17 protein-coding genes and 1 other annotated feature are annotated in these 18,545 nt (G+C 31.7%); all 17 genes read right to left on the reverse strand.

Annotated features, from left to right (window positions below; genetic code table 11):
• Positions 1–76: 76 nt before the first annotated feature.
• The 17 genes from HALSA_RS08085 to mraY all read right to left on the reverse strand — a co-directional run bounded on the left by HALSA_RS08085 (position 77) and on the right by mraY (position 18,539).
• Complete coding sequence (locus HALSA_RS08085) at positions 77–1,282, reverse strand: FprA family A-type flavoprotein (RefSeq protein WP_013406093.1); 1,206 nt, start codon at positions 1,280–1,282, stop codon at positions 77–79.
• Positions 1,283–1,345: 63 nt separating this feature from the next.
• A complete protein-coding gene (locus HALSA_RS08090; RefSeq protein ID WP_013406094.1) occupies positions 1,346–2,260 on the reverse strand; it encodes an RluA family pseudouridine synthase in 915 nt (304 codons plus the stop codon).
• A gap of 9 nt (positions 2,261–2,269) precedes the next feature.
• Positions 2,270–2,704, reverse strand: coding sequence for a signal peptidase II (gene lspA, locus HALSA_RS08095; protein WP_013406095.1), 435 nt, complete (start codon positions 2,702–2,704; stop codon positions 2,270–2,272).
• A 146-nt stretch (positions 2,705–2,850) separates the two neighbouring features.
• Positions 2,851–5,646 (reverse strand): isoleucine--tRNA ligase, encoded by a 2,796-nt coding sequence (gene ileS / locus HALSA_RS08100; protein WP_013406096.1) that lies wholly within the window; start codon positions 5,644–5,646, stop codon positions 2,851–2,853.
• 57 nt (positions 5,647–5,703) lie between these two features.
• Positions 5,704–5,909 (reverse strand) — a binding site (T-box leader).
• 76 nt (positions 5,910–5,985) lie between these two features.
• Positions 5,986–6,492 carry a DivIVA domain-containing protein gene (locus HALSA_RS08105; RefSeq protein ID WP_013406097.1) on the reverse strand — a complete coding sequence of 169 codons (507 nt, stop codon included), beginning with the start codon at positions 6,490–6,492 and terminating at the stop codon, positions 5,986–5,988.
• A gap of 21 nt (positions 6,493–6,513) precedes the next feature.
• Positions 6,514–7,302 carry a YlmH family RNA-binding protein gene (locus tag HALSA_RS08110; protein ID WP_013406098.1) on the reverse strand — a complete coding sequence of 263 codons (789 nt, stop codon included), beginning with the start codon at positions 7,300–7,302 and terminating at the stop codon, positions 6,514–6,516.
• A gap of 27 nt (positions 7,303–7,329) precedes the next feature.
• Positions 7,330–7,602, reverse strand: coding sequence for a YggT family protein (locus HALSA_RS08115; RefSeq protein WP_013406099.1), 273 nt, complete (start codon positions 7,600–7,602; stop codon positions 7,330–7,332).
• Positions 7,603–7,620: 18 nt separating this feature from the next.
• Positions 7,621–8,325, reverse strand: coding sequence for a YggS family pyridoxal phosphate-dependent enzyme (locus tag HALSA_RS08120; RefSeq protein WP_013406100.1), 705 nt, complete (start codon positions 8,323–8,325; stop codon positions 7,621–7,623).
• A 4-nt stretch (positions 8,326–8,329) separates the two neighbouring features.
• On the reverse strand, positions 8,330–9,238 hold the full coding sequence (locus HALSA_RS08125; RefSeq protein ID WP_013406101.1) for a biotin/lipoyl attachment domain-containing protein: 909 nt from the start codon (positions 9,236–9,238) through the stop codon (positions 8,330–8,332).
• A gap of 72 nt (positions 9,239–9,310) precedes the next feature.
• The gene (gene ftsZ / locus HALSA_RS08130) at positions 9,311–10,384 is read right to left on the reverse strand and encodes a cell division protein FtsZ (protein WP_013406102.1); all 1,074 of its coding nucleotides are present in this window, start codon (positions 10,382–10,384) and stop codon (positions 9,311–9,313) included.
• Positions 10,385–10,443: 59 nt separating this feature from the next.
• Entirely contained in the window at positions 10,444–11,718 is a 1,275-nt protein-coding gene (gene ftsA, locus HALSA_RS08135; protein ID WP_013406103.1) for a cell division protein FtsA, read from the reverse strand.
• A gap of 137 nt (positions 11,719–11,855) precedes the next feature.
• Positions 11,856–12,563: a cell division protein FtsQ/DivIB gene (locus HALSA_RS08140; RefSeq protein WP_013406104.1), complete on the reverse strand. Its 708-nt coding sequence runs from the start codon at positions 12,561–12,563 to the stop codon at positions 11,856–11,858.
• Between the two features lie 9 nt (positions 12,564–12,572).
• Complete coding sequence (murC, locus tag HALSA_RS08145) at positions 12,573–13,934, reverse strand: UDP-N-acetylmuramate--L-alanine ligase (protein WP_013406105.1); 1,362 nt, start codon at positions 13,932–13,934, stop codon at positions 12,573–12,575.
• A 9-nt stretch (positions 13,935–13,943) separates the two neighbouring features.
• Positions 13,944–15,053, reverse strand: a complete 1,110-nt coding sequence (murG, locus tag HALSA_RS08150) for an undecaprenyldiphospho-muramoylpentapeptide beta-N-acetylglucosaminyltransferase (protein ID WP_013406106.1) — start codon at positions 15,051–15,053, stop codon at positions 13,944–13,946.
• 8 nt (positions 15,054–15,061) lie between these two features.
• Complete coding sequence (gene ftsW, locus HALSA_RS08155; RefSeq protein WP_013406107.1) at positions 15,062–16,156, reverse strand: putative lipid II flippase FtsW; 1,095 nt, start codon at positions 16,154–16,156, stop codon at positions 15,062–15,064.
• A 14-nt stretch (positions 16,157–16,170) separates the two neighbouring features.
• Positions 16,171–17,535: a UDP-N-acetylmuramoyl-L-alanine--D-glutamate ligase gene (murD, locus tag HALSA_RS08160; RefSeq protein WP_013406108.1), complete on the reverse strand. Its 1,365-nt coding sequence runs from the start codon at positions 17,533–17,535 to the stop codon at positions 16,171–16,173.
• Between the two features lie 53 nt (positions 17,536–17,588).
• Positions 17,589–18,539, reverse strand: a complete 951-nt coding sequence (gene mraY / locus HALSA_RS08165) for a phospho-N-acetylmuramoyl-pentapeptide-transferase (protein WP_013406109.1) — start codon at positions 18,537–18,539, stop codon at positions 17,589–17,591.
• Positions 18,540–18,545 lie beyond the last annotated feature (6 nt).

Genomic DNA, 18,545 nt, shown 5'->3' on the forward strand with positions numbered 1-18,545 from the left:
GTTTAAATAGCCAGGTATATTACCTTCTGCTGCAGCCTGGATTAATTATATTTATATTATTATTTGCTTTTTTGCTTTAGCAATTATTATTTGCTTTTACTGCTTCAGCAACATTTTTGCCCAGTTCATAACATTTCTCTAAGTTATCATGGTCTGGAGAAAACTTACTTTCAATCATTGGTTCGGTTATATTACAGGTAACTAAATCCTTAAATTCAATTAACCTATCTAAAGCTCCACCACTCCAGCTATATGAACCAAATATACCTAAAACTCTATTTTTAAGATTTCTGATTTCTAGACTTTTTAAGAGATATTCCATTGGTGGGAATATTTCATTATTGTAGGTACAGCTTCCTAAAACAATCCCATTATACTTCCAGATAGAATTAATAATAAAAGAAATATCTTTTCTGGAAACATCATAAAGTTTAATATCTTCAATCCCATGTTCAGATAGTGATCTAGCAACAACCTCAGCCATAATTTTAGTATTGCCATACATTGAACCATAAACTACAACTACTCCTTCATCAGTTTGCTGCTGGCTCCACTTATCATATTCTTCTATAATATAGTTGGGGTTTTCTCTCCAGACCAAACCATGGGTAGAAGCAATCATTTTGATATCCAATTCTGATTTCAATCTTTCAATTGTTTTATGAACAACTGGTCCAAATTTACCAATAATATTGGAGAAATAACGTCTTATTTCATCTTCAAAAAAGTCAATGTTCACTTCATCATCAAATAAATAACCGTTTAATGAGCCAAAACCACCAAAAGCATCACCGGCAAATAAAATTTGTTCTTTTTCATCAAAAGTCATCATTGTTTCAGGCCAGTGAACCATAGGAGTTATATAAAATGTTAATTTTCTTGAGCCAAGATCAAGTTGATCACCATCAGCTATAACCCTGGTATTCTTTGTAATACCATAAAACCCTTCTAAAAATTCAAGAGTCTTTTTGTTACCAATAATTGTCATCTCTGGATAGGCTTCTAGTAATGATTTGATTGAACCGGAATGATCGGGTTCCATATGATTTATAATCAAATAATCAACACTTTTATCACCGATTATCCCTTTTATTTTACTTATTAAAGTATCATTATAATTAATTTTAACTGTATCTATTAAAGCAACCTTTTCATCTTCAATTATGTAAGAATTATAAGCTATACCTTCAGGTAGGGGCCATAAAGATTCAAATAAATCTGTTTCCTTATCATTTACTCCAACCCAATGAACATTATCTGTTAATTTAATAGAATTATACAAATAAATCTCCTCCTTATATTGATTTTCTAGTAAAATGGATAATTTCCTGCTTTAGAATATAAATTAATTATCTTTTCGCAACTTAGTTAATATATCTTTAAAGTCAGCTTTCAGCTCAGCTTCAAATTCTACTTTTTTCCCTGTGCTGGGATGTTTAAAAAGTAATCTTTTAGCATGTAATAACTGTCTTTTAGCTCCCAAACTATCTTTTGAACCATATTTTTGATCTCCCACAACAGGATAACCAAGATAAGCAAAGTGAACTCTAATTTGATGAGTTCTTCCAGTCTCTATCTTAACCTCGACAAGAGTATGGTTTTTGAAGCTTTCCAAAATCTTAAAACGGCTAACAGCTTTTTTGCTTTTTCTTTTTCTAACAGCCATTTTTTTTCTTTGGTTTGGATGGCGGCCAATTGGCGCATCAATTTTACCAGTTTTGTAGGGAAGAATTCCTTTTAATAAAGCAAGATAATATTTATCTACTTCCCTTTTTTTAAACTGTCTGGACAATTCTTTATGACTTTTATCATTTTTAGCCACTAAAAGTAAACCAGAAGTGTCTTTATCAAGCCTGTGAACTATTCCAGGTCTTTTGACTCCATTGATCGCTGATAAATCATTGGTATAAGCTAATAAAGCATTTACAATAGTATCATCATAGTGTCCTGGTGCAGGATGAACAACCATATCTGCATCCTTATTAATTATGATAATATCTTGATCTTCATATATAATATCCAGTTCTATATCAACTGCTTTTATAGATGACTTTTTAGCTTTATCAATAATAACTTTAATCTCATCAGCTTCTTTAATTAAATAACTATTTTGAACCGGATTAGAATTAACTTTGATCTTAGAATCCTCAATTAATTTTTGGATGTAATTTCTTGAGAAATCATCAAACTGAGATGCTAAAAATTTATCTACTCTTTTCCCAGCTTCAGATTTATCAACTTTTAAATTATATTCTTTCATTGCTATCCCTCAATTTTCTATAAACAACAAATTAATTAATAATAATAATATACCGAAAAATATAAAAATATCTGCGAAATTAAAAACCGGGAAATTAGCTATCGCTATGAAATCTATCACATAATGGAAGGCAATTCGATCAATTAAATTACCAACACTTCCACCCAGCAAAAATATTAGGGCTGATTTGGCAGTCCAGTGATCAGATAATTCTTTTTTATATAAATAATATATTAAAATATAAAACAAAAAGGTTACAATAATAAAAAAATAGCGCTGACCTTCTAAAATGCCAAAAGCTGCCCCTTTATTTTTAATAAAGCGCAGAGATAAAAATTCAGTTATAATATTTATTTCCTGATATTCTATTAGATGATTCCTGATTAAAAACTTTGTAATCTGATCTAAGAAAATAATTAAACTGGAAAAAATAGCTATCCACATGTAATCAGCTCCAGTTTTAATTTTAACATAAGAAGAAAATTAAAACAATCAGGCAAATTAATAAAATCTTATTTTTAATTCAATATATCTAAGTTTAATCTTCATTTTTAAAAGGCGGCCTCAAGAGGCCGCCATTAAAAACAAAATTATTCAGATTCTATAACTGAAGCACAGCGGTCACATATATCTTGATGTTCTTCCCCATGACCAACTGTCTCATCATATTTCCAGCAGCGGTCACATTTTTCACCTTTTGCTTCATTAATTTTTACCAAAACAGAACTTTCCTCACCAAGGTAAGCTTCATTTTCACTCAACTCATCATTTAACTCAACCTGAGAAACGATAAATAAATCAGCCAGTTGAGTAAGCTCATCTTCTAGAAGCTCTATCTGATTTTTGGAAGCTCCCTTTAATTCAACACCTGCTTCTAAAGAATTACCAATTTTTTTGTCGGCCCTTGCTAATTCTAAAGCTTTAGAAACATCTTTTCTTATTTTTAATAAATCTTCCCATTTATCAGTAAGCTTTTGATCATAATAATCTTCTCTTAGCTCTGGCCAGTCACTTAAAAATACACTTTCTTTTGCTTTTACTTTATCACCTAAAAACTGCCATACTTCTTCAGATGTGTGAGGCAATAGTGGAGCAAGCATTACCACAAGTGCCATCATAATATCATAAAGTGTACTCTGAGCAGAACGTCTGCTTAAAGAATCAGTGCCATCAGTATATAAGCGATCCTTTGTTATATCCATATAAAGAGAACTCATTTCAACCGTGCAGAAATTGTGTACATCATGATATACTCTGTGATATTCATATTTTTCATATGCTTTTGTAACCTTCTTAATTAAATCCTGAAGACGAATCATTATCCAGCGGTCCAGTTCTTTGCGATCTTCATATTTTATATAGTTTTTTTCAATATCAAAATCACTAACATTACCAAGTACAAATCTATAGGTATTCCTGATTCTTCTGTAAACCTCAGAATTCTGCTTAAGAATATTATCAGAAACTTTTACATCATTTTTAAAATCAGATGAGGCTACCCATAGTCTCAATATATCTGCCCCATATTGATCTATAACTTTATGTGGAGAGACGACATTACCCTGAGATTTGGACATTTTGATTCCTTTGTCATCAACAGTAAATCCATTTGTAATAACCTCATTATAAGGAGCTCTACCCTCAGTTGCTACTGCAGTCAGTAAAGAAGAATTAAACCAACCACGATATTGATCAGTTCCTTCTAAATAAATCTGAGCTGGCCAGCTTAAATTATCACGTGTTTCTAAAACTGCTTTATGACTTGAACCAGAATCAAACCAGACATCCATTATATCTTCTTCTTTAGTAAAGCTTTTGCCATCACAATGAGGACAACTATAATCTTTAGGAAGTAATTTTTCTGCAGGATATTTATACCAGGCAGAAGAACCTTCAGCTGCAAAAATATTTTTTACAGAATCGAGGGTATCATCATTGATTACTGCCTCTCCGCATTCATCACAATAAAAGATAGGAATTGGAACTCCCCATTTTTTCTGGCGAGAAATACACCAATCTGATCTTTCTGAGATCATATTTTTCATTCTTTCTTCTCCCCAGCTGGGATGCCATTCAACCTCAGAAATCGCCTTTAAAGTTTTGTCCTTAATAGCATCAATTGAGGCAAACCACTGATCTGTAGCCCTAAATAATAGATTTCCTTTACAACGCCAGCAGTGTGGATATTGATGATCAATAAAGCTTAAATCCATTAAAAGATTTTTTTCTTTTAATTTATCTGTTACCATAATATTAACTTCATCAGTGCTTTTACCTGCGAAGTCTCCTGCTTTTTCTGTAAAATAACCTCTGTTGTCCATTGGAGCATAAACTTCTAACCCATATTCTTGATGACCAACTACAAAGTCATCATGTCCATGTCCGGGAGCAGTATGAACACAACCAGTACCCTGTTCAAGGGTTACATGGTCTCCTAAAATTAGTAATGAATCTCTATCTACAAAAGGATGACGACATTTTTTATTCTCAAGTTCTTTAGCACTGAAGTCTTCACTAATTATTTCATAATCTTTAATCCCACTGATTTCCATTACACTACTTACCAGCTCCTTGGCCATTATTAATTTCTCACCTTGAGCTTCTACAACTACATATGGATAATCAGGATGAAATGCAATTGCCATATTTGAAGGTATGGTCCAGGGAGTTGTAGTCCAGATAACCACATAACCATTATCTTTATTTAAACTTACTCCACCTACTTCAAACTCATCTTTAAGAGGAAACTTCACATAAATGGAAGGTGCTCTATCTTCACCATATTCAACCTCAGCTTCTGCTAATGCTGTTTCACAGTGAGGACACCAGTGAACTGGTTTTTTACCCCGATAAAATAGACCGTTTTTAGCCATTTCTCCAAAAACTTCTATTTGTTTTACTTCATATTCAGGACTTAATGTCAAATATGGGTCATCCCATTCTCCCCATACTCCAAGTCTTTTGAATTGTTCACGCTGACGGTCAATATATTTTAAAGCATAATTTGTACATTTTTCTCTTAATTCTTCAACAGACAAGTCTTGACGCTCCTGGTCACTCATTTCACTTGTTACCTGATGTTCAATTGGCAAACCATGAGTATCCCAACCAGGTACATATGGTGAGTAATAACCTTTAAGAGTTGCAAATCTAGTTACAAAATCTTTTAAAATTTTATTTAAGGCATGCCCTATATGAATATCTCCATTGGCATAGGGAGGTCCATCATGTAAAATAAAAGATTCTTTTCCTTCACGATTTTTTATTGCTTTTTCATAAATATTATTTTCTTCCCAGACTTTTTGAAAATCAAGTTCTCTTTCACTTAAATTAGCCCGCATTGGGAATTCTGTGTTTGGTAAATTAATAGTATCTTTATAGCTCATCTAAATTAATAACCTCCTGTAAAATTTATAATTGAAATAAAAAAAGCCTCTATCCACTAAAGGGACGAGAGACCGCGGTACCACCCTAATTAATATCAAATGATATCATCTTAAGAAATCTTTAACGCAGAAATACGAGTAGGCTAATAAATTCACCTACTAACTCCAGGGTGATCTTCTCAATCTTCTGTTTATCGGCTTCCACCAGACCCGACTCGCTCTAAACAATTAAAGATTGATACTCTCCCCTTCAATGTTATTTTATTCAATATTATGCTTTTTCAATTATAAACCATATTTTTTTCTAAGTCAAGTTTATAATTGAAGCTACTTTGAAACTTATTCTTCACTCTGGTCATTATATTTATTTTCTGGCTCAGCCATTTCTTTTCTAAGACCTTCTTCTTTATCTTCCTGAAGCATTTCTAAGTGGCTCTGCAGTAATGTTTGAAAACGGATTTTAAAGAAATTTTTCTGTTCTCTTAATTCTTCTACTTTTCTTTTTTCTGAAGCTACCGCTGCTTTTGCTTCTTCTTTGATTTTTTCAGCTTCAACTTTTGCTTCTTTAATTATCACCCTGGCCTCATTTTCAGCCTGTTCAACTCTTTCAGATATAGTATCCTGCATCGTATCAAGGGTATTATTTAATCTATCTTCCATTTCTTGATAATGATCTATTTTTTCTTTAAGTTTTCTATTTTCTTCCTGCAAATTATTAATATCTTTAAGCAAACGTTCATATGCTACCCCGATGTCTTCAATAAAGTCATCAACTTGATTTGTATTATACCCAAAAGTAGATTTTTTAAATTCTTTATTATATATTTCAAGCGGATTTAATTTCAAAATATCACTTCCTCTCTTGTCTTAAGTTAATCTTTTAAGAGTTAATTTAATTCTATCTTTATTGGAAAGCCCTCTGTTTTCTTCAACTTTGACCCTACCTCTTCCTCGAACCGAAATCAAGTCACCGATTTCTACTTCAGCAGCTGGATCAGATTCGATTTTCCAGTTTAATTTGACTTCTTCATTTTTAATTGATCGAGACATCTTGCTGCGTGAATCTCCAAAACCAGAACTAGCTACAGCATCAAGCCTCATTGATGGAACGGTAGTTAAAATTTCTTTTTCATATTGGGTAGGTTTAATAATATCATCAGCAGATATTTTTTCAACTTCAACCGGTACCTGATGGACTTTATCAAACCTTAATTCAATAATATCTTTAACTTCAACTGCAGTAACAAGCTGGGCAAAACCTGAATGAATTAAAATATCACCAATTACTTTACGCTGTAATCCCAGCCCCATAACAGCACCTAAGAAATCCCGATGAGTTAAATTTTGAAAAGAAAAATTGCCTTTTATTTTAAATATTGCAATCTGGCTCTCAACTAAATCTGGAAAAAGATATTCAGGGAAAATAAGCAATCTTTTTCTTTCAGCAGCTTTGTAACCACCTTCAAACTTAAAATTAATATCAGAAATCTGTTTAACTATACCTTCTGCAATCTTTTGTTGATAGGGATTTAAAAAATCACTGGCTTCTGTTTTGTGATATTTTAATACCCGCTCTGATTTATCAAGTATATGAGATCCAAGCAGCCTATCTTCTTCTCCATGCAGGTGGCTTAAAAGTTTTTTCTGGTCAAACATAAAACAACTCCTTTAGTTAAAAATTGATTAAAAAATTAATAATCTTATTACAAAACGTCTTATAACTGACAAAGCAAATAATGCTATAAGAGGGGAAAAATCTATTCCTATACTACCTGTAGGAATTAATTGTCTGATTGGTCCTACAATAGGTTCAGTAACATCAAAGACTAACCTGATTAATTTTCTCCACCTCTGGTCACTTGGGTTTGGTCTTACCCAGGAAATAACTACTCTAGCAATTATAAAATAATTTAAGATTGTAAATAAAGTGTTTATAATTCTTGCAAGAATATACATTTAACTTCCTCCAACTTTTTAATATTCTCTTTCTCCAAAAAGTGCTCTGCCAATCCTGACGATAGTTGCACCTTCTTCTATAGCAATCTGATAATCATTAGTCATTCCCATTGATAATTCAGTTAGAACTTTTATGTTTTCACTTAAATAATCGAATAAATTTTTAAGCTCTTTAAAGTATTTCCTTAAAGTTTCTTCATCATCAAGATAAGGTAGAATAGTCATTAATCCTTTAATTTCAAGATTTTTAAATTTGATTATTTTTTTAAAAAAATCTTCTGCATTTTCAGCTTTTATGCCATATTTATTGTCATCTTCAGCAATATTAATTTGAATTAAAACAGGAATTATACGATCATTTTTACGAGCCCTTTTGTTGACTTCTTTGGCCAATCTAAAACTATCGACTGATTCTATCATCTTACAATTTTCCATTCTCATTAAGTATTTTACCTTATTTCTTTGAAGATGTCCAACAAAATGCCAGTCTATAACTATATCTTCAGATTTTAGCTCGGCATCTTTTTCTTCCAGCTCCTGGACTCTATTTTCGCCAAAACAGCAAACTCCAAGCTCCTTTAATGCTTTAATTTCTGCAGAAGATTGTGTTTTGCTAACTGCTAATAATTTAATATCTTCTCTTTTTCTGCCGGAACGTTCTGCAGCTTTTCTTATTTTTTCATCAATTTTCTGGTAGTTTGCTCTTAAATTCTCTTCATTCATTAAATTAGCCCTCCCTGCCATAATCGAAATCTTCGGGATTTGTAATTATTTTATCACCGATTTCTATTCCCTCAACAACTGCAGCTTCTTGATTAGAATCTATTATAGTGATTTCCTGGAATTTATACTCATTATATCCGCTAACCTTCAAAACACCCTGTCCACTTGGTTGATTGAAAATAGCTTTACGAGGTATTGTAATTCCCCGATAAATATTTTTAATAAGTTTAATATTTACCCGCCTGACATTAATCCAGCGTGGTACAAAAAAATCCAACTTTACAAAAAGATAATGATTGTCCTCATTATCAGCTCTAATATCAATTATTCTGGCTCTTAACATAGCTTGAGAATTTTTTCCTTGAACAAATACTATTTCATTTGTTTGAAAACGTTCTGCCTGAGCTTTTGAAGCAGGTACAATTAGATAAAATTCAAAATTATTGATAATTCTATATAAAGCTTCACCTTCTTTGATATTTCTACCTGTAATTCTGTGCTTATAATTTGCTTTATAATCATCAATTTTATTTAAATCTATCTGACTAATACCTCTACTGTTAATTTCATTTTCCAAACCATCAACCGCGAAACTAAGTATTCCTGCCTTGTTATTATAGATACTTTTTTTATCATTATTAGAATTTATTTCAGCTACTTTTTCTCCTACCGCTATTCTATCACCTTCATCTTCAACAAGATCGGCTCTGCCACTTATTGGAGCTTTAAAAACTTTTTCGTCTCTGACAACCACTGAATTAGCCCAGAAACCATCAACTATCTCCCCTTGAGAAGCTATAATAGTTTCGAATTTAGCTGCTCCTAAAATCTGGTAGCCGATAATAAATATAATGATAAATATAAATAACAGAAAAAAGATTTTGAATTTAGGATACTTTTTATTATTTTGCATTAATATCACCCTGTCACTTATTAAAGATGACTATAACTCAAATCCTGATGTCACTCGACATCAGGACCTGGATTAGCTTTTCTTATTTCTTAAAAATGCTGGTATATCAAGGTCATCTCCGGAAAAACTCTCCATTTCAAATTCTTGTTCTGTTACTGTTTCCGCTGATTTTTCTTTTCTTTTTTTAGTAGAACCTGCATCAAATCCAGTTGCGATTACTGTGACTTTGACTTCTTGGTCTAAACTTTCATCAATGACCGCTCCTAAAATAATGTTAGCATCTGGATCAGCAACTTCCTGTATGACTCTTGCAGCTTCATTTGCCTCATGGATTCCTAAATCTAATCCACCAGTTATATTAAGTAGTACTCCCCGAGCACCATCTATAGAAGCTTCTAAAAGAGGAGAAGCAATGGCACTTTTAGCTGCATCTGTTGCTCTGTTCTCTCCATTTGAACTGCCTATACCCATCAATGCAGATCCTGCATCTGTCATAATTGTTTTGACATCTGCAAAGTCAAGATTGATAATACCCGTAATTGTAATTAAATCAGATATACCCTGTACACCCTGTCTTAAAACATTATCAGCAATTTTAAAAGCATCCATTAAACTTGTTTGCTCTTCAGCTACTTCAAGTAATCTATCATTTGGAATAACAATTAATGTATCAACTTTCTTTTTTAATTCTTCAATACCTTCTATAGCATTATTCATTCTTGTTTTTCCTTCTACAGTTAAAGGTTTAGTGACCACACCTACAGTTAAAGCCCCCTGTTTCTTTGCTGCTTCTGCAACTACAGGAGCTGCACCTGTACCGGTTCCACCACCCATTCCTGCAGTTATAAACACCATATCTGCTCCATCGATTGCTTGAGCTATTTCTTCCTCATTTTCTTGAGCAGCCTCCAGCCCAATCTCTGGATCTGAACCAGCACCAAGCCCTCTGGTTATTTTTTGACCAATTCTTATTGTAATCCCTGCATTTGATGACATTAAAGCCTGAGCATCAGTGTTAATCGCTACAAATTCTACACCATCAAGACCTTCTTCAATCATTCTGTTAACAGCGTTATTACCTCCACCACCGACACCAACAACCTTTATATTTGCAAATTGTTCAATTTCTGTTCCAATATCAAACACGATTTATACCTCCCTGTTTAAGGATTATATGTAAATTCAAAAGAACATTAAATTATAGTTTAGAAAAACTCACTAAACCAGTCTTTTAATTTACTGAAGAAATTGCTTACTACTTCTTTACTATTTTTTTTCCCTGCTGAACTAGTTTTAGCATCACTATTATTTATTCCGTATTCTACTAATCCAACTGCTGTAGAAAATATTGCTCTCGGAACTGTATCACCTTTTTTAATATAAACTGGATTATCTATTATATTTGAGAGGCCACTAACATAATCTGGTTCTCCGACCCTTACTGGAAGCTCTGTAATATTAGAAGCTAATTCTTCAGAATCCTCAAGGAGTGATGCTCCTCCTGTTAATACCATTCCTGCAGGAGTTAAATCTCTTGGTCCTACTTTATCAAGTTCTTTTTTTACCAGAGAAAATATTTCACCCATCCGTGGCTCAATTACTTGTGAAAGCATCTTACGTGAGAGCATTTTTCTTTCTCTACCACTTGCTGATAAAACTTCTATTTTATCATTATCATCTACCCGTTCTGAGATAACGGAACCGTGCATAATTTTTATTTTTTCAGCTTCAGAAACAGGTGTCCTTAAGCCAACAGCTATATCATTACTCACATGATTACCACCAACAGGTAACACAGATGTGTGAGCAATACTTCCTTCATGAAAGACTATTACATCAGTTGTGCCTCCACCAATATCAACTAAAACAACCCCTAATTCTTTTTCATCTTCAGAAAGAACAGCTTGACTTGAGGCAAGAGGCTCTAACACAACCTCTTCAACACTTAAACCTGCTCTTAATACACTTTTTACTAAGTTTTGAATAGATGTTGAAACCCCCTTAATAATATGAGTTTCCACTTCTAATCTGATTCCTGACATGCCAAGAGGATCCTGAATCCCCGGACTACCATCAATTATAAATTCTCTTGGTAAAACATGTAAAATATCCTCCTCAGAAGATACAGGAATAATTTTTGCCGCATCAAGAACTCTATTTATATCACTCTCTTTTATTTCTTTTTCCTCACCAGTGACTGCAACAACTCCATGACTGTTGATAGACTTAATATGAGCACCAGCTATACCAACATAGGCAGAATCAACTTTTTGGCCGGCCATTCTTTCAGCTTTTTGAATAGCGCTTTTAATTGCATGAGTAGTTTTATCTATATCAACAACAATTCCTTTGCGAAGTCCATTAGATGGAGCTAAGCCGATCCCTACGATTTCTATATTATCTTCTTCACTAACTTCTGCAATTAAAGCACAGATCTTAGTTGTACCAATATCAAGTCCTGTAACAATTCTTCTTTTCACAACAGTCTACCTCCTTTCTTTAATAAAAAAATATTTTTAAGCAAAATATATTTTAAAACAAAGCTTTATATTAAATTCTATTGTAAAATATTCAATATAAAAAGCATTTATCCTTTATTATAAAAGTTAAAAGTCAATTAATTTTCTTTATATTGAATTACAGGATGATTTATAACCCTGAGGTTGATATATTCAGCCTCTCTTTCTTCTTCCTCAAGCTTATTTAAGATTGATCTCAATAAGGAAAATCTTTCTTCTAATCTTTCAGCACTGCCAAAATCTACAGTTATTTCATCATCTAAAAAAAGTGTTAACCTTTGATCGGAAAAATTTATTTTCTCTATCCTCTTTAAATACTGTTCATCTAATTTATTTAAAACATTTAATAAATCTTTTTTTTCTTGCGGAAAAAGCAGTCTCTGATCTGAAAATAGATAAGCAAAACCCTCTATTTCTGGGAGAAAAAGTTCTTTTTCTAATTCAATTTCGTCTAATATTATCCCATCAGCAGAAAAAACCACTTTATGATCATTATTTTTTAACCAGGCTGTTGGTCTTCTTTCCTGAATTATAATATGAATTTTGGAAGGATAAGTTTTTTCAATCTCAAATGAAGAAATATATCTATGTTCAAGTAAACTTTCTTCTAAATCTTCTTTATTGATGAAGATTATATTTTCCCCATAAAATTCATTTAAATATGGTCTTAAAGAAGTTTTATCTATTTCTATTCTGGAATGTATTGCAAATTCTCTAATATTAAAAAAAGGTGAATAAACAAAAGATAAAGAGGCTATGATTATAAATAAAAATGCCAAAATAATAATTTGATATTTTTTCTCCATTACTGCCTCCTAATCATCAATAAGTTTATCACAGATTTCATTAACATCTCCAGCACCTATTGTTAGGATGATTTCTCCAGATATAAGGTTTTCTTTGAGCTGAAGAGCAATTTTATCAAAATCAGCTAGATATTTAACTTCAGTATTTGAGTGCTTTTCAATTTCCTGACTGAATTTCTCCATTGAAATAGTTTCTTTATACTGCTCAGACGCAGAAAAAATATCAGTTAAATAAACAAAATCAGCATCAACAAAAGAATAAGAAAATTCCTTTAAAAACTTTTTTGTTCTACTAAAACGATGAGGCTGAAAAACTGCAGTAATTCTTGAATAACCCATCTGTTTTACTGCTTTTAAAAGAGCTTTTATTTCTGTAGGATGATGAGCATAATCATCTACTACATCAACTGTACCATTATTGATTTTAGCCTTTAGCTCAAACCTTCTCCCAACACCTTTAAAGGTTTTTAAAGCTTTTTTGATAAATTTTGTTTCAATGTCTAATTCTAAAGCTGTAGATACAGCAGCTGCTGCATTATATATATTATATTCGCCAGCTGAACTTAGGTTGATTTTCATCAAAAAATTATCTGCTTGATAAAAATCAAAACTGCTTTTATTTTTATCATAGGAGATGTTTTTAACACTATAATCATAATTTTTTAAAGAAAAAGCTTTTGTTTTTTTTCTGTTTTTAAATAAATCTTTTAGATTTTTATCATCACCATTATATAACACTAAAGCTTTTTTTTCATTCTTATCAGCAAAACGTTTAAAAATAGCTTTGAATTCAGCTAAATCTTTATAGTAATCAGGATGATCCAATTCTAAATTAGTTAAAAGCAAAAGATAGGGATCAAAATATAAGAATGATCCATCACTTTCATCAGCCTCTGTAATAAAATATTCTCCCTTTCCATCAGATATATTTCCTTTTATATCTTCTAAGTATCCTCCTACCATAATCGCAGGATCTTTATCTGCAGCAGTCATAATTGAAGCTAACATAGCAGTGGTTGTTGTTTTACCATGTGTACCTGCAATGGCAATTGTTTTTTTATTACGCATTAAATATGCAAGCATTTCTGCTCTTTCAATTATTTTAATTCGATTATTTTGAGCTGCATTAATTTCTGGATTATTTTCTGGAATAGCGCTTGTTTTTACTATTAAGTCTGCTCCCACAATATTTTCTTTTTTATGACCTAAATAAATATCAATATCCTTTTTTCTTAATAAATCTAAATATTTACTGTTATTTAAATCAGATCCAGAAACCTTATAACCACGCTTGTATAATATTTCTGCAATCCCACTCATTGAAACTCCACCTATACCTATTAAATGAATATGACTACTTTCTTTTAACACATTAATCACCTAATCTTTACTTACTATATTATCAATTAAAGTAATAATTTTTTCTAGTGAATTATAATTTGCTGATTCTTTAGCTGCCTTAGACATTTCTTTTAATCTGCTGTTCTCAGCAAATAGTTTCATAACTTTTTCGTATAATATTTCTTCTGACAATTCTTTTTCCTTAATTATTAATGCTGCTCCATTTTTTTCTAAAGTTTTTGCATTATAAAATTGATGACCTTCTGCTGCAGAAGCTAAAGGAATTAAAATTGAAGGAATACCACAAATCATTATTTCTGAAAGTGCCGTTGCCCCAGCTCTAGAAATAACCAGGTCTGCTACTGCTAAGGCGTATTCCATCTCATTCAAATAAGCAATTACTTTAATCAATTTATTATCAAGATTTATATTATTTTCTTTTAAAGTCTGAACAACTGAATCATAATTTTTTTTGCCTGTTAAATGGACTATCTGAAATTTTCTTTTTTCAGATACAGATTGATAAAGTTTTATTAAATTTTTATTTATTATTTCTGCTCCCTGGCTTCCACCTGTAATTAAAAGAGTTTTTAAATTATCATCCAGATTTAAAGCTTTATAAGCTTTTTCACGATCAACTGAAGTTATTTCTTTACGAACCGGATTACCTGTTAAATAAATCTTTTTTTTATTTGCTTTTAGCTTTTTTTCTGCTTCAGGAAAATTAAGAAAAATATAATCTACAAATAAAGCTAATACTTTATTTGTAATTCCTGGGTAGGCATTTTGTTCATGAATAATTGTTTTCTTTTGCAAAAGTACAGCTGCTAACACCACCGGTCCAGCTACAAAACCACCAGTACCGATAACTAAATCTGCTTTAGATTTATAAATTATTTTTAGTGCATTTACAAAAGCTTTAAGATTATAAAAAAAAGCAGAAAATATTCTCAAAGAAATATTGCGAGGTAACTGCCTGGAAGCTAAACCTTTAAATTCATATCCTTTTTGGGGTACTATTTCTGCTTCCATTCTTTGCTTTGAACCAAGATAAAGTATCTCCCAGCCTCTTTTCTTTAATTCATCTGCAATCGCTAAAGCAGGATAAATATGACCACCAGTACCACCGCCCGTAATAATTGCCTTCATAATTCGCCTCATTCCTCCACATACCGAGAAAGGTTTAATAAAAGTGCTAAAGATATTATGTTAACCATCAAAGATGTACCTCCATAACTGATCAGGGGAAGAGTAATTCCTGTAACCGGTAAAAGTGAAGTAACAACCCCTATATTAATAACAGCCTGGATTACAACCATAACTGTGACTCCAATTGCCAGCATTGAAGCAAAAATATCATCAATTCTAATTGCTATCCTAAAGCCCCTCCAGATAATTACAAAGTATAAAGATAATATAAGCAAAGTACCAATTAATCCAAATTCCTCTCCTAAAACGGCGAAAATAAAGTCAGTTCCCGGTTCAGGAAGATATAAAAATTTTTGATAGCTATTACCGGCCCCAACACCTAAAAAACCACCTGAACCTAAAGCTAATAAGGATTGAATTATGTGATAACCACTGTCTAGAGGATCTTCCCAGGGATTCAAAAAAGAAAATAATCTTTTGCGTCTATAAGGCTCTATATATATAAATATCATAAATAATGCCGAAGCAACTAAAGAGAGAAGTGCAAACCAGCCTAGTTTAATCCCACCGATAAAAATCATTGAACCTGCCAGTGCAACTATTGTAATTGCAGTACCTAAATCAGGTTCTAACAAAATCAAAGCAAAAAATACTGACACTACCATAACTGGAGGCATTATTCCACTTTTCATTTTTTTCATTTTTTCTTTGTTTTTACTTATATAAGCCGCTAAATAGATAACAACTGTTAATTTTGCGAACTCAGAAGGTTGAAAACTAAAAGGTCCTAAAGTCAGCCATCTTCTTGAGCCACCTACAACCCTTCCAACCCCAGGAATAAGAACTAAAATAAGAGTGATCAAAGAAAAAAGTAAAATAACTGGTGCCATTTCTTTTATTTTTTTATAATTTATTTTATAAGCAAAAACTGCTAAAACTAAAGAAAAAGCAAGATAAATTAAATGTCTTTTAAAAAAATAATAACTGTCACCAAATAAAGTATTTGCCCTAACAGAGCTGGCCGATAAAATCATTACTACACCACTTAAGATAAGAGTTAATATTGTAAAAAGCAATATAAAATCTGGTAGCTTTTTTTCCATTGCAAAAATGCTCCTCAATTAAGATTCTTTAAGACATGTTTTCTAAATGAATCTCCTCTTATTTTATAACTTTCAAACATATCCCAGCTAGGACAGGCAGGTGATAAAAGCAAACAATTATTTTCGCTTAATTTTTCAGCTGCAATTTCAGCTGCTTTCTCCATGTTTTCTGCTTTAAATATTTCTAAGTTGCTTTCTCCAACTGCAGCGGCCAGCTTATCGCTTGTTTCACCGATAAGAATTAAAGTACTCACTCTTTTTTTAATCTCTTCAGCTAGTTGACTAAAATCAGCTCCTCTGTCCTGACCACCAGCAATCAAAATTATATCTCTATCTAAACTTTTTACTGCATTAAGAGCAGCACTTGGGTTTGTAGCTTTGGAATCATCAATAATTAAATATCCCCTATCATTATCAATTTTTTCCATTCGATGTGACTTTAATTCATATTTTTGAGCAGCATGCTTGATCTTTTCTAATTTTTGTCCACTTAAGTAAGCTGCCAGGGCAGCAAAAGTAATATTTTTTTTATTATGCAGAGCAGAAAAGTTTAATTTATCAAAATCAATTAATTCCTGCTTTTTATCTTCACCATTTTTTTGCAGAATAGCTTTATTATTTTCAATTATTACATCTGCTTTTTTATTAAAAGCTGATATTGTAAAAAGTTCTGCTTTAATTTGATTTTTTATTTCTGCTAAATATTTATCATCAAGATCAATTAAAGCATAATCTGACCTGTTTTGTTGACTAAAAATTTTCTTTTTAGCATTTTTATAATTTTCTTCACTTTTATGTCTATCAAGGTGATCTGGACTATAGTTTAAATATAAAGCTATTTTCGGGTGGAAATTTTTAACTGCTTCTAATTGAAAAGAACTCAACTCTAGAACTACTAAATCATCTTTCCCCATTTGCTCAACAATGGAGATAAATGGTATGCCTATATTGCCCGCAGCTTGAACTTTTCTACCGTTTAATTTATTAAGCATTTTCGCAAGTAGGTCAGTGGTTGTTGTTTTACCATTAGTACCTGTTACAGCAATTATATCTGCCTCATTCATTCTATAGGCAAATTCTATTTCACTGATAGTTTCTATTCCTTTTGTTCTGGCTTCTTTCAATATTTCAAGGTCATAAGGAACCCCAGGACTTAAAATAATTAATTCTGCTTCTAAAATAGCTTTAGTATTTCCGCCTAAGTCATAGCTAAGATTCTTTATTTCTCTTAATTCGTCCATTATAGGCTCTAGTTCTTTACTGCTTTTACTATCAGAAACAATAATTTTGGCTCCATATTTATCTAAATATTTTACAAGTGCCAGGCCAGTTCTTCTACTTAAACCAACAATGGCGACTTTTTTATTCTTTAATTGCAAAACAATCTAGCTCCTTTTGTTGATAAAAATTTAAATAATAGTTTTGATTTTTCTTATAAAAATGAACTTAAAGAAAGTAAAGCTAATATAATAGTAATAATTACAAAGCGAACAACTATTTTATTTTCAGCAGTTCCACCTAATTCAAAATGATGATGGATTGGTGTCATCTTAAAAAATCTTTTTCCACCAGTTAATTTATAATAGGGAACCTGGATCATTACAGACAATGTTTCAATAACATAAATAAAACCAATTACAAATAAAAAAAATTCAGTTCCAGTTAATACTGCAGTTGATGCTAAAAAACCACCGATAGCAAGTGAACCAACATCTCCCATAAAGATTTCTGCTGGATAACTATTAAACCATAAAAAAGCCATACAACTACCTGCCATGATAAGCATCATGATCATAAATTCTTCTAACGCAAGTAAATAAAAAATAATTGCAAAACTCAAAGAAACTATAACTGTAACTGAAGCAGCTAAACCATCTAATCCATCTGTAAGATTAACCGCATTAGCTGTACCAATTACTACAAATAGTGTTAAAGTAAATCTCAAAATACTATTTAACTCAAAGCTGTTAAAAAAGGGTAAAAGAAGAGGTGGAGTATCATTAAAATATATTAAAACTATCGCTACAATTAAAGCAGCTAAAGTCTGCAAGGTTAATTTCTGCCAGGCCTTTAACCCTAAAGAACGAGAGAATTTTATTTTTAAAAAATCATCCAAAAATCCTGCCAGCCCCATAAAAAAAGTTGTAAATAATACCACAGCTGTATTAAGCTCTAGATCAATGATAATTGATGTTATAAGCAAAAAAGTAAAAACAATCATCAAGCCACCCATAGTAGGAATGCCAGCCTTTTCGAGATGGCTTTCAGGACCATACTCTCTAATCTGCTGACCAAAATTAATATTTTTTATAAATTTAATAAAAATATTACCAATTAAGATGATAATTATCATCGGTAATATAAAAGCTTTTATATAGATCATTTAATA

The sequence above is a fragment of the Halanaerobium hydrogeniformans genome (assembly GCF_000166415.1).
GTDB classification, from domain to species: Bacteria; Bacillota; Halanaerobiia; order Halanaerobiales; family Halanaerobiaceae; genus Halanaerobium; species Halanaerobium hydrogeniformans.